Origin of the sequence: Chitinimonas prasina, assembly GCF_030160395.1 — a bacterium.
Classification (GTDB): Bacteria; Pseudomonadota; Gammaproteobacteria; order Burkholderiales; family Chitinimonadaceae; genus Chitinimonas; species Chitinimonas prasina.
Map to the genome: position 1 here is coordinate 434,024 of NZ_BSOG01000002.1, position 13,885 is coordinate 447,908.

Genomic DNA, 13,885 nt, shown 5'->3' on the forward strand with positions numbered 1-13,885 from the left:
GCGGCCTGAGCAAAGCGAAGCCCGCCGCATGGGGCAGAATGAAATACCAGTCCCCTCAGCGTTCACGCCAACCTCGGCAGCTCCCCCGCAAACAGCCCTAGTCCCGCATAGCTACTTCAAATATCTCGCCACAATCGCCTGCGCCTCACCGCTACGACTCTGCTCCACCAACTCCCTGTCCAGATCAGCAATAAATGCCTTCTGTGTCGCATCAATCTCGCCTGGCCCAAAAACCACATGGGCCGATTCGCTGGAGAGCGTCAAGCTTTCGCGCAGGTCCAGCGCCGCCATTGATGCCTTGATGCGAGGGTCGCGCTGCAATCGCTTAAGATTCCACAGGATGGAAAATCGATCATTGACATAGCAATGGGTCCTACCCGCCGCCAGCGCCAGCAGGTTTTCCTCGTTGCCTTTGAACTGCGTGACCCTGATTGCACCAGACTGCCGTGCCTGCACAAACACATCGCTCATGGCAAAACCCTGATTGATGCCTATGCGCAGGTCGCCATAGTCCCGGGGCCAGTCTGGCCTGGGTGGTTGCAATACCTGCTGCCTGCAGAACACCGCCACATGCTCGTGCTGCAGCGGGGCAGAGTAATGCGTGATATAGGACCGCTCAGACCGACGGTAGGAGGCAAACAAGCCAAAAATCCGCCCATGCGCCAGCTCCGCCAAACCGCGCTCCCAAGGAATGGGCCGCAGCTCCACCTGGTACTGCTTGAGTCTGGACACAGCGGCCCGCACCTGGTCTACATAGATACCCTTTAAGCGCCCCCGCTCAACATAGGAATAAGGGGGAAACGCCTCATCCGCATACAACACGATGGGCGCAGCCTGGCTTGCCGGCATGCATAGCAACGGCAACAAAGCCAGCATGCCGCACCAGTGGCTCGCACCGCCCACGGTCGCTTCGTACAGCCTCAGCAACGCGCGTCGGTCAAGCCAACAAGTGCTGCTCGCCCTAGCAGCAGCGCCCTGGCACATCACGGCCCAATGGAATCGACAAGAAAAAATCATTCCCCAGACGACCAGCCGCCACCTGGCAACGCCGCATTCTCGAAGCGCGACCAATGGCCCAGGAAGGTCAGCTTGACCACACCCGTCGGGCCGTTACGATGCTTGCTGACAATGATCTCGGCCAAGCCCTTGTCGGGCGAATCCGGGTTGTAGTACTCGTCCCGGTACAGAAACATGATCAAGTCGGCATCCTGCTCAATAGCGCCCGATTCCCGCAAGTCAGACATCATGGGACGCTTGTTGGGCCGCTGCTCCACCGAACGGCTCAACTGCGACAGTGCAATCACCGGCACCCGCAGCTCCTTGGCCAAGCCCTTCAGCGAACGCGAGATTTCACCCACTTCGGTAGCCCGGTTCTGATCCTTGCCCGAACCCGACATCAACTGTATGTAGTCGATCACGATCAAGCCCAGCTTGCCGTCAAACTGCCGCGCCAGGCGGCGGGCGCGGGCGCGTAGTTCCAGCGCCGTCAGGCCTGGCGTTTCGTCGATAAAGATATTGGCCTCAGAGAGCTTGCCAGCGGCATAGGTCAGCTTCTGCCAATCATCATCCTCCAGCCGGCCAGTCTTGATCTTGTGCTGATCCAGCCGCCCTACCGAACCGATCATACGCATGGCCAGCTGCGCACCGCCCATTTCCATCGAGAAAATCGCCACCGGCAAGGCCGAATCGATGGCCACATTCTCCGCGATGTTGACCGAGAAGGCCGTCTTGCCCATCGAAGGCCGCCCCGCCACGATAATCAGATCACCGGGCTGCAAGCCCGATGTCTTACCATCCAGGTCCGAGAAACCGGTAGGTGTCCCGGTCACCTCATCCGGGTTGTCGCGGCTGTAGAGTTCATCAATCCGCGTCACCACCTCCTTCAACAGCTGCGGCATGCCCAGAAAGCCCTGCTTGCCACGGGCAGACTGCTCGGCAATCTCAAACACCTTGCCTTCCGCCTCATCCAGCAGCTGTGCCGCCTCGCGGCCACGGGGGCTATAGGCGGCATCGGCAATTTCGGTACCGATGGCGGCCAACTGCCGCATGATGGAGCGCTCACGCACAATCTCGGCATAGCGCTTGATGTTGGCAGCGCTGGGTACGTTCTGCGCCAGGCTGGCCAGATAGCTCAGGCCACCCACATAGGCCAGCTGGCTGGCATTATCCAGCGATTCCGCCACCGTCACCGCATCCGCCGGGCGGCCAGTCTCCACCAACCGCGACACATGGCGGAAGATCACACGATGGTCGTCACGGTAGAAGTCCGGCTCGGTAATGGCATCCGCAATCCGGTCCCAGGAACCATTGTCGATCAGCAGGCCGCCCAACACCGACTGCTCCGCCTCCACCGAGTGTGGCGGTGTGCGGATGGCAGCTACCTGCGGGTCCAGCGACAACTCATGGTCGCCAAAATCCTGTATGTCTTCTTGATTGAATTGCATGTAACCCTGTTGAAACTTAGGATACGCGACCTTATGCCGCGAACTAGGCTGGTATTCTACCAGTCGCGATCACACCCATGCCCCAAGTCCGTAAATCTGTCCTCGTGCCCTACCCGGCCAAATTGATGTTCGACCTGATCGATCGGGTCGAGGATTACCCGCAATTCCTGCCCTGGTGCGGCCAGACCCAGATCCACCTGCGCGATCACGACTGGACCGTCGCCACCATAGGCATCGATTACCTGGGCCTGAAATCAGCGTTCACCACCGAAAACCGCAAGCAGGCCGATCTCATCAGCATGGAACTGAAAGACGGCCCCTTCCGTGCGCTCACCGGAGCATGGCGCTTCCATGCACTAGCAGACGACGCCTGCAAGATAGAATTCGAACTCGACTACGAGTTTTCCAGCCGCACGCTGGAAAGCCTGGTCGGCCCGGTATTCAGCAAGATAGCGGGCACCTTTGTCGATGCCTTCGTCAAAGAAGCAGACAGGCGGCACGGATGAGCACAATGATCCGCATCGAAGTAGCCTATGCCCGGCCCGACACACAGGCCATCGTCGCCCTGAGCCTGCCCGAAGGCAGCACAATCGCCGCCGCCATCACCGCATCAGCCCTCGCCCAGCGCTTTCCCGAGCTATCGCAGGCCAAGCTGACAGCCGGCGTACATGGCCATGTACGCGCGCTCGATACCCCGCTGCGCGAAGGAGACCGGGTAGAAATCTACCGCCCCCTGATCGCCGACCCCAAAGACGCCCGCCACCGCCGGGTAGCACTGGGCAAAACCATGAAGCGGGACGACGGCGCCTAGCAAGCCCAGCGGGCCACGACAACACAACGCGACCTTGAACGGGCGCCAACAACTCGCCGGCGCCCTACCTACTCCACCTTGTGGGCGCGTAGAGCTGCTAACAAAACCCAGCGTAGCGGTTCTGGCTAGGCGCGCGCCGCAGACAGTACGTGGGTACGGCAAGCTCGCACAACAACGCCAGAAGGGTTTGGTTAGCGGCGCTTAATTACTGCCCTTGCACAACCGCTGCTGCGCCTTGGTATTCTCGGCAATCTTCGCCTGGCGCTCCGCCTCAGGCATCTTCACATTCTTGCCATCCGGCCCGGTGGTAAAGACCTCCTTGGCGCCCAGGGCCTTCAAGTTGGCATTGGCATTGGCGCACAACACCTTGGCCTCTTCCGCCGTCGGCACACCGGCCTGTATCACATTACCCTTGCCCGCTGCCTGGGGCGGCGCCACCTGTACCACGCCAGCCGGTGAGCGAAGCTTCATCTGCTCGCTCTTCACCATGGCCGGTGGCTGATCGCCATACTGCACCTGGCCATTGGCGTCGACCCATTTATACACCTTGGCGTGCGCCAAGGTTGCTGCCAAGGCCAAGCCTACCAGACACAGGCCACGTACATTCATCATGCTCATATCAATTCCTCACTACTGGCTGCCTCAAGCGGCAGGGTCTCCGTTGCTTCGTGCTCAAACCGCACATGCTCGATCTCGACAAAACGCTTGCTGATCTTCTCACTGCTGATCTGTACCTGCTGCGCATCCTCATGCGCCTGCCGGATATGCGTAGCCAGGTTCTTCATACGCGTATCAAACCGGCGGAAGTCTTCCGACAAGCGCGACAGCGCCGACTTGATAATATGCACCTGCTGACGCGTTTCCACATCCTTGATGACAGCACGCGCCGTATTGAGCACGGCCATCATGGTGGTCGGCGACACAATCCACACCCGCTTGCCCATGGCGTACTGCACCAAGTCGGGATGGTAGGCATGGATCTCGGCAAACACCGCCTCGGCCGGGATAAACATCACGGCACCATCCGCCGTCTCACCCGCCACAATGTATTTGTCGCTGATGGCGTCGATATGTTTCTTCACATCCGCCTTGAACTGCCGCTGCGCCAGCAAGCGTTCGGATTCCACACTGGTACCGAACATCCTGTGATAGTTCTCCAGCGGGAACTTCGAATCCACTGCAACTGTGCCGGTCGGCTCCGGCAGCTTCAGTATGCAGTCCGCCCGGGTGCCATTGCTCAGCACCGCCTGCAACTGGTAGCAAGAAGCAGGCAGCACATTGCTCACCAGATGCTCCAGCTGCACCTCGCCAAAAGCCCCGCGCGAACGCTTGTCGCCCAGCAGCTCCTGCAGGCTCACCACATTGCTGGTCAAGCCATCTATCTTCTTCTGCGCCTCATCTATCGTCGCCAGGCGCGCCATCACGCTGGCAAAAGTCTCATTGGTCTTCTTGAAGCCCTCATCCAGCCGCTCGCTCACCTTGCCCGAAATCTGCTCCAGCCGCTTGTCCACCCCCTCGCTCAGCAAGCTAATCGACTGGGTCAACTGCTCGGTGGTACGGCGCAAGGTATTGAGCAACAACTCCTGCTGCGCCCGCCCCTGCTCACCCACCTGCTTGCCCACCGATTCCAGCACCTCAGCGCGCAAGGCATCCTGCTTTTGCTGCACAGTCTGCGAAATCTCAGCCAGCTGCTTGGCAATGGCCTCCCGGCTGTCGGCCAGGGCCTGGGCCTGCGTCAGCTGCATCGATTGCAAAGCAGCAGTCTGGGCAATCTGCGCCGCCTGCAAAGCCTCGGTCTGGGTCGCCCTCAGACTGTCCAGGCCTACCCGGGTGTCCTTCAGCTCAGCCCCCACCGATTCACGCAAGCGATCAAACGACTGCCCCACGCTATCGCGCAGGCGCTCGCCCGATTCCGTCACGCTATTACGCAAACGCTCACTCTGCTCGGCAAAGCCATGGCTCAATGCCTCGGATTGCCGCTGCAAACCACCATGCAGGTCATTGAGCATGGCCCTGTGCTTCTCCTCCAGCTGGGCAGACAACAAATCCAGCGTGGTGCGCTGTGACTGGGCCAACTGCCCCAACCGCACCACCACCAGAATGCCCGCCAACAGCACAACCACCGCCACGATGCCAAACAGCAGTTCAACCATGTAGATATTCCAAGAGCATGTTCATTGAGCGCGATGATACGCCTAGTCAGGCCCGCCGTATGGATGACCGCACAGCCGGCACCAACACAAAATTCCAAATTGATCTAAAAAGACAATTTCAAATTCCTATTTGGATTTTTTCATTGCCGGCATCATGCCCAGCAACGGCACCAAGAGCGGCTAACAAACCCAGCGTAGCGGTTCTGGCTAGGCGCGCGCAGCTGACAGTACGCGGGTACGGCAAGCTCGCACAACGACGCCAGAAGGGTTTTGTTAGCGGCTCAAAGGGTACACATACTGTGCTTGTATTAACCTTACCAAGGACACTTTCAGAAACCTCAGCGCGTCCATGGAGGCCCACCATTCCCCGGCCCCCAGGCAAGACAAGAGCAACACCGTTCTACGATAAAAGAGCGGTTGCCAGAAGCGCCCCCTACACAGCGTATCTGCCAAATTGACAGCCCATTTCGCTCACCCCCAACCCGATAGGCGAAGTCCATGCCCACCACGCCGATAGTGCTGCACCCAGGCTGGCAAAATTCCGGCCCCGAACACTGGCAAAGCCACTGGCAAGCCAGCCAACCCGGCAGCAGCCGCGTCCCACAAACCGATTGGGACCGCCCCGAACTGGACGACTGGATACAGACGCTGGACAAGCACCTGGCCCAGCAAGCCCAGCCCGTACTGCTGGCCTGCCACAGCCTGGGCTGCCTCACCCTGCTGCACTGGCTCGCCCACTACCCCCAACATCACCACCGCATAGTCGGCGCCCTGCTGGTCGCCCCGGCCGACGTCGAGCGCGATAACGCCCCGACGGAGATACAAGGCTTCGCCCCCATACCCCGCCAGCGGCTACCTTTTCCCAGCATCGTGGTCGCCAGCGACAACGACCCCTATTGCCAGTTTGCACGTAGCCAGCAACTGGCACAGCACTGGGGCTCCGGCTTCTACCTGCTCACCGGCGCAGGCCATATCAACGCCCAAAGCAGCCTGGCCGACTGGCCCGAGGGGTTGGCCTTGCTGCAGGGGATTGCCAACCAGCAGGCTGCTCTTGGGTAATGCGCTTCTGCATGCTCAATCTCCTTCGAATAATGGGATTGGACGCAAAATCGTGGTGCTACTCAAATTCGGGTGGACGCCGGCCTACCTCTCATAAGTAATAACTGGCTCCTTCAGCGCATCCATCAAAAGCGAGAAAGTTTCCCTAAGCTCTTCAAGATCATCTGCCTCAGGCGAAACAGGCTCTTTTGAGTACCCCTCAACCGAGCCATCATCCGCATAGTAGACCTCGTATATAGCAATATACTTCCCTCGTTTCATGACGCGATAATTCCAAGAACTCATAGATCACCTATTTCTAATGATAGTCTTGACCAACCCGATGAATAGTTACGCTATTCTCGGTTTCTGAATATATTACCCGATCCGATCCACGCCCTTTTCCGCTTCCAGGAAGATCAACCGCTGACTTGCTTTTCAGGTCGCCATGTAATTCATGTTGATTCTTTATGATGCCCCAGTCGGGGGCAACGCGGTGGGGGGGGACGGGCATACGGCCGGGCCGATGGTCCGGCTCCGAAGGAGTAGTCTCAGCATAGACTACTCGGTGCGTCTTACCAATCTGGTGAGCTGCGGTGGGCGGTTAGCGTGAGTACCGAACAGGGTAACGATGGCTGCTCAATCTGTTGCGGACGAGTGGGCGGGGCAACGGGGCACCGCGCTATGTGCTCTTGTGCTCCAACAATCCAGCGATATTATAAATGGCAGTATAAGACTTGCCCGAGTCCATGTCGTAAAACAATAGAAACATATACCCTTCCTCAGCGGACGGCATATCCAGCCATACCACAAAGATATTTTCGCTTGGATACTCGGCTATGATTTTCACTTCAGCCAGCAAATCAGTTACACGGCTCCAGACCCCCTTTTCCCTGTAGAAAATCTGCAGGGGAAACCGATCGTAGCACTCATTCGTTAAGAAATTCATGCACTCTTCAAGGGGCTCAATCACTTCATCCTCCTCACTTCGCAAGTGATTTACCGAATTGGAATTGCTGTTCTGTAGCATATTCTATTTCCTGCCTTACCATTAATCTTCACTGATGCGCGGCAGTAGTGCGATCATTAACCATTGCAATAATACGCTACCCATCTGCACTAATATAGTACTCTCTCCCATTGGGGCCACGCACCATATATGCCCCATCTTTAACTGGTACAAAAACATCTGAAGGCCTCGCCGTTTGAATATCATTTATCACCTTCCCAACATTTCGGCCTTCCAATTTTCGCAGTTCAGCGTGCGTTGTCTTTTGAAGAGCCTGGCTCTGCTGGGAAAGCGCCTTCTGCCCAACCACGCTCTCCCCAAGCAACCGACCGCCGTCATACCGGATCCATTGCTGTTTACCGTCTACTACTTTCATGTAGTAACCGGGACCGGGATACTTATCGACACCAGCTATAGTGGTACTTGGACCATCAGTCAGGTCATTAATCATCTTCCCAACAACAGGAAGCGCAGTCACGAACTCCTGAACCGATGATATCCCCTCCTGCACAGACGATGGCAGCGCCTCAATAACTCGGCCCGCTATTCCCCTGTTTGTCTAAACTGATGACCCCACCACGTCCTGTCCTACCCAAACGGCCAGATCCTAGACGCAGTGCGGCTTCCCTCGCATCACGCATACCGCCATACTCAGTTTAAAGAGCGAGACCCCCCAACGCGGTTTTCTGGCTACTGCTGAAGGGTCAAGGTTTAGGCTCGCAGTATAGCGTGTGCAAGGCTTGCAGCAATGCCCCGCCAGACATGAGAACGGCCGCGCGGTGAGGTTCCGGGCAGCCGTGGACGGGATGGATTGGCGGCAAGCATAGCGTGAGTACCACGCAGGGAACGAGGGCTACTCAATCTGTTGCGGACGCGCGGACAGGGCACCTACGCCTTGAGATCACCAAGGCAGCCAATTTTTAGATCGTACCACCTACCTTTTATCTCAAGGATATTCACCTCCTCACCACGGATTCTTTTCAAATAGGAGATATCTTCCTTTTCCACATTCAATTCTTTTTGCATCAGTGGATGAGAAGCGATCCTACCCTCCAGATCAGAATCTAAAGAGTCCATCCCCTCCAGCTCCTGAACATGCATATCGATAGAATCCCTGATCAAAGTCAATCCATCAGACAAATTCCCATTTTCAAATCTCTTTAAATATCTCAATAATGCACCTATTGCAACCGCCGCATCCAGTGCAGCAGAAACCAAAGGATCATTATAATCCTCCGTTTCAGGGGCTAAATCTTCGCATCGTTTTGCAAGGATCGAAAAATCAATATCATCAGATGGTGCGCCCAGCCATTCCCACGCCCTATCTAAGGCATCACGCAAGATGACTTGGTCCAGACCGTACCTCTTTGAGAACGAGGTGTAACTAGGTAACATTCTTTCACACACCCAAGCAAGGAAAACGGCACGTAACCGATGTGGCAGCTTCTCCAGCTCAGCATGTAATTCATCTAAATTGAAAATCAACATTCCTCACGGTTCCATTTTAACTATAACAGGACTGAAAGCATCTACGCGCTCTTGCTTTAGTGCGTTCGGACACAAAATCACAGGGTCAGGCCTCAATATTGTTTGGTTAGATTGATTACAGCGGTGGCTGCCGTGGTAGATAGTGCTGATCATGCGAACAATCTAACCGAACAATATTGAGACCCAACCCCTTTGTTGTTCCTTACCGAAATTATTTAGCATATCCGTTCCAGCACCTTTGCCAATGGCCCGTCTTTTTTGGCCAAATACGCCAATCCTGGCTTGGCGCCATCCTCCAACATGGCGATATTTTTCCCATGTAGGAAAATCTTCACGACATACTTATCGCTTCGGCACATCCACTCAGCCGAAATTTCACGCCCAGACTCCGGAAATTCAAAACCATCAACATCTCTCACGTATGACATGGGATTAGCAAAGGGCGCATTGCCTGGGCTAGTCCATTCAGGATCAACGGGAGCAGCACACCTGTTATACAGCCAAACATCGCCACAGATTTTTCCATTAGCATCGAGCAGATAGGCATATGCAACTCGCCCATCATCATCAACGACAACCGAACGGTCGCCATCTTCCGAGGTGAGTTTGATGCTAAAGCTCATCGAATCGCCCACTATCCCACTCCTTGTATCAATAATCTCGTTTTATCACACCTAGGGGGCAGGTCTCAATACTGCTTGGTTAGATACAATTCAACCCTCACGCTTCTGCCTCACGTCCTTACTGCACAATTCCGGTAGGGCGCCATGAGGCCGAAGGCCGAATCGCGCCGTATGTCTTGGGGCGAGCGCACCCTTAAAGGGAGATGGCTCAATATTGGAAAGTTTATCTAACCAAAGAATATTGATACCCGACCCCTTGTTTGATCCGTCACCAGACAAATAGACTACAAATTGTCTCTATAAGCTTATCGTCAATATAAACATCAGCGGATTGCCCATGAGGAATCCAAACGACAACATCACCATTGGAACAGTACTCAATTTCAAACAAAGCTGCAACTTCATATTTTGGATCCATCATCAATACCTCACCTGGCTTCAACCACAGTTCATCCGTTGAGGGCTCGATATACATCTTTAATGGCACTTCCTTGTCGTTCCTGAACAAGAACTTACTCACTATATTTTCCTTATCATTTCCATGAGCTGCAACCTGTGGGTCGAGTCTTGTTACCTTGACAGAATGGTTTGGATGTTTGGATGTTTGGATGTTTGGATGTTTGGATGTTGCGTAAGAGCGAACGGGGCTGCGCGCTACTTCCACACCGGAATGAAAATCGTATCCCCTTGCCCCACCTTTTCTATACAAGACTTGAACTCCTCAGAAACAATCAGCGCCACCCTCCACCCAGCCAATCTGAAAATATTAAAGCCCTTTGCACGTTCAGCATCAACAATTAGCTTCTCAAAGTATTTATACTGCCCAGCCTTATCCGGTCGAATTAAACTCCCACCTTCCCACTTCGAGAACAATGACACATCCTCGTCAACACACTCCACTTCAGCAAGCACATTCAAAATGAAGTACTCAACTCCGTTAATGCCAACCGGAATAAATTGAATATCCTGCTCAAATCCCCCCAACAATCCTTTCACCCCCTCACTCACGAAAGGAATGTCAAATGCACCAAAAAAGCACCCAGCAGAACTCCCCTGTACCTTCACAGCAGAAACCACCCCTCCCTGTCGAGTAGCATATCTCTCACATTTCTTGAAATTCCAAGCATCAACAACCTCACCATCTACCGATCTTGGTTCACCAACAAACCAAGTTGAGTGCGGCAAAGCACTAAATGTCCAGTTGAAATATTTCATCTTTTCGTGACCATATTATTCAGCGGGGTTCCAGGCCTACTAATTTCTTTACCTAACCACCTAAGCCCATGTCGCAATACAGAGGCGTACTCCTGCCTCTCAAGACCTTCTGTAATCCCCTGCAAACAAAATCACAGGGCCAAGCCTTGTATTATGCATTTCCCAAGCAGTCTTGAAAATTAGATGGCTCAGTATAGGCGAAATGTATCTAACCAAACAGAATTGATACCTGCCCCCTGTTTGTGCGTCCCCCATTTCTCACTTAAACCAGCAATCCAAAGTTACACATCAGACTATTTCACTCTTACCACCACGGCAATATTTTAAAATCCGTGACAGGTTGAGCCGGCCGAGGTTTGGTAAACACGCGGTCTTGCGCAGCAAATTTCAGAAGCTTCTCTGAATTTCTCGCAATAGCATAGATTGTCTCCCCATCCTCGCGGCGCTCCCGCACTTCCTTGTGATCAATATCATCCAACTGATCAGCATCTTCATCGAAGTACGACATCAAATCCAGGTTCAAGATCGACCCAGGATCGCCAAAGTAGCCTATATCGAGATCCAGCACTTCAACCCCTTCGAACCGGAGTTTGCTTGGATAGGAGCATCGTTCGCTGATACTAACCCACCTGGCCCGTACGATGCCGTGGATTTCCATAACATAGTCATTACCCGATGCGTAGATAAACCCCTCGGCCTCAACATCCCCTTTGACAAGGAAGATATCGGTCGTATAGATATTTTTTACCTTTAGATTGCCAAGACAGACCAAATGCGCTCGATTCGACTCGGCGCAAGTTCCTAGCACCTCAAGATTTCCATCAACGATAAGAGGAAAGTCCATTAACAGATCGGAAGGGATCGATAGGTCACCACGGTAGATTTTCCAATCGGCGACTTGCTCCATGCATATCCCGCCGGTTTCGGACAGGCAGTGAATCCTGTCCCGCTCTGCTTCAGTGGGTACGCCAAGATTCGTGATCAGCTTGGATGCGAGAAAATTCTTTGCCTTGGCTTTGCTCATGGTCAGTCTCTCAGATAAAAATCAAGGGCACTTCAAGCACTTCGTTTTCAATATGAAGGCTTCGGCCGTACCGCCTACGGAATCCTGGGGCCGCGCCTGCAATTTTCGCACTGTTTCCCCAGCCGCCCATCGTCCCGCATCGGTTTTCGCCTTGAGCTGGTAACGTGCATATTTCCGACGTATCAAGAAACTGTAGCGATCGTAGCGCGCATCTAGCGCTGCACGAAACAGACCACGACAGATATAGAACGGGGTAGAACGCACCTATGGCTCTTAGCTCTCGGGCAGGATTTCCAATTGATCTGAAAAGAAGACTCCGCTAAAAGTCGTTTTCGCAAGAACCTGTGCCACCTCACTTGGTAGATCATGCAATTTACAGGGTGATACAGGCACAGTAACTGGGAAATAGCTTAGACCCTTGGCATCGTAAGCAAATACACCTTTTCTTGACAACCAGGAGAAAGCTGAAACATAGCATTCTACATTCCCAGTCACACTCGAAATATTCGAGTCTACAGAATACCAATCCGATGCTTCAGCAGCTGAAGAGAAATATTTAAAGAGAAACTCCATTTCCCCAAATGATTGCATTATCGATAACGGAACGACACCACTTCCTGCGCTAGCAAATGCCGCAATGCTTCCTGTCGCATCAACAGCAAACCAGGTTATATCGAGCACTTCTAAATCCAACCCAGATATATTCACATTCAATCCATTTTTAGTTATAAAAGACGTTTTTCTAATTTTCACAATTTCTTAGCCCTGTCCTCGGGCGAATTACTTCGCCAAATATCAGACCTTTTAGCTTGGCACCTTAATGCAGCACTTCGTTCGTAGCACGAACCTTAGCACATTTACCATGCGCATTACCGCTAGTCAAAGATGGCTAGTCAGTGCGGGTGCCGGGGCAGATGAGTTAGGTATGAATTTTATCTTACCAAACAGTATTGAGACTGACCCCAGTGTCTCTTTGAAATTACTGCTTGTCGGCCATATTTAAAGATACAAGCACTGGCCTGGATGTTGACTTCGAATAGGAAAAATGAATTCGATAATCAGCCGCATTATCCCATCTTTCAGCTGCGATAGAACCATCTTCACGCTTTCTAACCCACGAAGGGCTACCTAGCTTCTTTCCAATATCTTTTATATCAATAGAAAAGGACAGGCCCATTGGTAGATTCCCTTTGAATTGCGAGTACCCATCTTTTCCTTCTGCATATAGAAACACACCACTTAGATAGAGCATGCCCTTACCTATCACCTGATTGGCCCTCCCCAAAAAGACAGCCTCATCCGTAAACACTAAAGAGTGCCCTTCAGCAGGCCGTTCAATATAAGCTCGATAATCACCATCAGGCAAGACCAATTCACTTAGCAAATCTATACCATTTTCAAGTAAAATTTTTACCAATTGCTGGCTAGATATGGGTTCGCCAATACACTCAAGCAACTTTTCTATTTCCACGCCAAGAGCCTCTCGCTAAAATTTGTCATCCAGTTACCTGCGCTGCCATTGATCAACCCGAATGGCAGCCACCCCAAGTTCGAATTTCCGTCGGAACGCTGCCCGCCCCCCACTGCTTGGCTGTTGTGATTGCGATATATTATGTACAAGCAGACGGGGCAGAAATAACCTGAATGTCTATTGACTCCCCACCCAGATAGAATCTTGACAGCCCCCCATCTCGTACTCCAACTGCATGCAAAGGATCAAAGTCAATCACAATTCTTTCATCCAATTGAACAATAGTAACAGGGTAATTTAAAACTAGATTTGTATTCCACGGAGCCTCCTCCCATGCGTGCACAACATTACCTCTAGCCTCAATTCTTAAAGAATACCAATCTGGCAATCCTTCATCAGCATATTCACAATAAGCTCTTAATATTATCCATACAGATCGATCCAGATTTGACACACCAAGATCGAACCCCATACCCAGCACAACGGCACCATCAAATCCCCCATACTGCTCAATAATAGCATTGACATTTACCGTCCCCACTGACCACCTCAATCTCATGGTTTTATCGGTTTAATTCCTGATGGCAATCCGCCCCAACCAGCAACTTA

At 53.1% G+C, this 13,885-nt stretch carries 18 protein-coding genes; 3 read left to right on the forward strand and 15 right to left on the reverse strand.

Features of this window, described 5'->3' with window-relative positions:
* Window positions 1-111: 111 nt before the first annotated feature.
* Both QQK16_RS09105 and dnaB read right to left on the reverse strand, forming a co-directional pair.
* Window positions 112-876, reverse strand: a complete 765-nt coding sequence (locus tag QQK16_RS09105; RefSeq protein ID WP_284196139.1) for a substrate-binding periplasmic protein — start codon at window positions 874-876, stop codon at window positions 112-114.
* Between the two features lie 137 nt (window positions 877-1,013).
* Complete coding sequence (gene dnaB, locus QQK16_RS09110; protein ID WP_284196140.1) at window positions 1,014-2,444, reverse strand: replicative DNA helicase; 1,431 nt, start codon at window positions 2,442-2,444, stop codon at window positions 1,014-1,016.
* 77 nt (window positions 2,445-2,521) lie between these two features.
* On the opposite strand from dnaB, the gene QQK16_RS09115 reads away from it, so the two are divergent.
* Together QQK16_RS09115 and QQK16_RS09120 are read left to right on the forward strand one after the other, a co-directional pair.
* A complete protein-coding gene (locus QQK16_RS09115; RefSeq protein WP_284196141.1) occupies window positions 2,522-2,950 on the forward strand; it encodes a type II toxin-antitoxin system RatA family toxin in 429 nt (142 codons plus the stop codon).
* On the forward strand, window positions 2,947-3,255 hold the full coding sequence (locus QQK16_RS09120; RefSeq protein WP_284196142.1) for an RnfH family protein: 309 nt from the start codon (window positions 2,947-2,949) through the stop codon (window positions 3,253-3,255). Before QQK16_RS09115 ends, QQK16_RS09120 begins: the two co-directional genes overlap by 4 nt.
* A gap of 201 nt (window positions 3,256-3,456) precedes the next feature.
* Here QQK16_RS09120 and QQK16_RS09125 read toward each other — a convergent pair whose 3' ends face one another.
* Window positions 3,457-3,873 carry a DUF4124 domain-containing protein gene (locus QQK16_RS09125; protein ID WP_284196143.1) on the reverse strand — a complete coding sequence of 139 codons (417 nt, stop codon included), beginning with the start codon at window positions 3,871-3,873 and terminating at the stop codon, window positions 3,457-3,459.
* Complete coding sequence (locus tag QQK16_RS09130) at window positions 3,870-5,408, reverse strand: DNA recombination protein RmuC (RefSeq protein ID WP_284196144.1); 1,539 nt, start codon at window positions 5,406-5,408, stop codon at window positions 3,870-3,872. The genes QQK16_RS09125 and QQK16_RS09130 overlap by 4 nt, the downstream gene beginning before the upstream one ends.
* 498 nt (window positions 5,409-5,906) lie before the next feature.
* On the opposite strand from QQK16_RS09130, the gene QQK16_RS09135 reads away from it, so the two are divergent.
* Window positions 5,907-6,467 (forward strand): RBBP9/YdeN family alpha/beta hydrolase, encoded by a 561-nt coding sequence (locus QQK16_RS09135; RefSeq protein ID WP_284196145.1) that lies wholly within the window; start codon window positions 5,907-5,909, stop codon window positions 6,465-6,467.
* A gap of 84 nt (window positions 6,468-6,551) precedes the next feature.
* On the opposite strand, the gene QQK16_RS09140 is transcribed toward QQK16_RS09135, so the two are convergent.
* The 11 genes from QQK16_RS09140 to QQK16_RS09190 form a co-directional block, all read right to left on the reverse strand.
* The gene (locus QQK16_RS09140) at window positions 6,552-6,728 is read right to left on the reverse strand and encodes a hypothetical protein (protein WP_284196146.1); all 177 of its coding nucleotides are present in this window, start codon (window positions 6,726-6,728) and stop codon (window positions 6,552-6,554) included.
* 400 nt (window positions 6,729-7,128) lie between these two features.
* Window positions 7,129-7,476: a hypothetical protein gene (locus QQK16_RS09145; RefSeq protein ID WP_284196147.1), complete on the reverse strand. Its 348-nt coding sequence runs from the start codon at window positions 7,474-7,476 to the stop codon at window positions 7,129-7,131.
* 76 nt (window positions 7,477-7,552) lie between these two features.
* On the reverse strand, window positions 7,553-7,933 hold the full coding sequence (locus tag QQK16_RS09150) for a hypothetical protein (protein WP_284196148.1): 381 nt from the start codon (window positions 7,931-7,933) through the stop codon (window positions 7,553-7,555).
* A 410-nt stretch (window positions 7,934-8,343) separates the two neighbouring features.
* Window positions 8,344-8,943 (reverse strand): DUF416 family protein, encoded by a 600-nt coding sequence (locus QQK16_RS09155; RefSeq protein ID WP_284196149.1) that lies wholly within the window; start codon window positions 8,941-8,943, stop codon window positions 8,344-8,346.
* Window positions 8,944-9,158: 215 nt separating this feature from the next.
* A complete protein-coding gene (locus tag QQK16_RS09160; protein WP_284196150.1) occupies window positions 9,159-9,566 on the reverse strand; it encodes a hypothetical protein in 408 nt (135 codons plus the stop codon).
* Between the two features lie 268 nt (window positions 9,567-9,834).
* Entirely contained in the window at window positions 9,835-10,275 is a 441-nt protein-coding gene (locus tag QQK16_RS09165; RefSeq protein WP_284196151.1) for a hypothetical protein, read from the reverse strand.
* A complete protein-coding gene (locus tag QQK16_RS09170; RefSeq protein ID WP_284196152.1) occupies window positions 10,221-10,781 on the reverse strand; it encodes an imm11 family protein in 561 nt (186 codons plus the stop codon). Before QQK16_RS09170 ends, QQK16_RS09165 begins: the two co-directional genes overlap by 55 nt.
* Window positions 10,782-11,085: 304 nt before the next feature.
* Complete coding sequence (locus tag QQK16_RS09175; protein ID WP_284196153.1) at window positions 11,086-11,805, reverse strand: hypothetical protein; 720 nt, start codon at window positions 11,803-11,805, stop codon at window positions 11,086-11,088.
* 273 nt (window positions 11,806-12,078) lie between these two features.
* Window positions 12,079-12,558: a hypothetical protein gene (locus QQK16_RS09180; protein ID WP_284196154.1), complete on the reverse strand. Its 480-nt coding sequence runs from the start codon at window positions 12,556-12,558 to the stop codon at window positions 12,079-12,081.
* 226 nt (window positions 12,559-12,784) lie between these two features.
* A complete protein-coding gene (locus QQK16_RS09185) occupies window positions 12,785-13,276 on the reverse strand; it encodes a hypothetical protein (RefSeq protein WP_284196155.1) in 492 nt (163 codons plus the stop codon).
* Between the two features lie 139 nt (window positions 13,277-13,415).
* Complete coding sequence (locus tag QQK16_RS09190; RefSeq protein WP_284196156.1) at window positions 13,416-13,835, reverse strand: hypothetical protein; 420 nt, start codon at window positions 13,833-13,835, stop codon at window positions 13,416-13,418.
* Window positions 13,836-13,885: the final 50 nt, after the last annotated feature.

Bases quoted from the DNA above. Each gene is read 5' to 3' on its own strand.
- QQK16_RS09105 (WP_284196139.1), bottom strand. From the start codon at position 876: ATGCTGGCTTTGTTGCCGTTGCTATGCATGCCGGCAAGCCAGGCTGCG.
- dnaB (WP_284196140.1), bottom strand. From the start codon at position 2,444: ATGCAATTCAATCAAGAAGACATACAGGATTTTGGCGACCATGAGTTG.
- QQK16_RS09115 (WP_284196141.1), top strand. From the start codon at position 2,522: ATGCCCCAAGTCCGTAAATCTGTCCTCGTGCCCTACCCGGCCAAATTG.
- QQK16_RS09120 (WP_284196142.1), top strand. From the start codon at position 2,947: ATGAGCACAATGATCCGCATCGAAGTAGCCTATGCCCGGCCCGACACA.
- QQK16_RS09125 (WP_284196143.1), bottom strand. From the start codon at position 3,873: ATGAGCATGATGAATGTACGTGGCCTGTGTCTGGTAGGCTTGGCCTTG.
- QQK16_RS09130 (WP_284196144.1), bottom strand. From the start codon at position 5,408: ATGGTTGAACTGCTGTTTGGCATCGTGGCGGTGGTTGTGCTGTTGGCG.
- QQK16_RS09135 (WP_284196145.1), top strand. From the start codon at position 5,907: ATGCCCACCACGCCGATAGTGCTGCACCCAGGCTGGCAAAATTCCGGC.
- QQK16_RS09140 (WP_284196146.1), bottom strand. From the start codon at position 6,728: ATGAAACGAGGGAAGTATATTGCTATATACGAGGTCTACTATGCGGAT.
- QQK16_RS09145 (WP_284196147.1), bottom strand. From the start codon at position 7,476: ATGCTACAGAACAGCAATTCCAATTCGGTAAATCACTTGCGAAGTGAG.
- QQK16_RS09155 (WP_284196149.1), bottom strand. From the start codon at position 8,943: ATGTTGATTTTCAATTTAGATGAATTACATGCTGAGCTGGAGAAGCTG.
- QQK16_RS09160 (WP_284196150.1), bottom strand. From the start codon at position 9,566: ATGAGCTTTAGCATCAAACTCACCTCGGAAGATGGCGACCGTTCGGTT.
- QQK16_RS09170 (WP_284196152.1), bottom strand. From the start codon at position 10,781: ATGAAATATTTCAACTGGACATTTAGTGCTTTGCCGCACTCAACTTGG.
- QQK16_RS09175 (WP_284196153.1), bottom strand. From the start codon at position 11,805: ATGAGCAAAGCCAAGGCAAAGAATTTTCTCGCATCCAAGCTGATCACG.
- QQK16_RS09190 (WP_284196156.1), bottom strand. From the start codon at position 13,835: ATGAGATTGAGGTGGTCAGTGGGGACGGTAAATGTCAATGCTATTATT.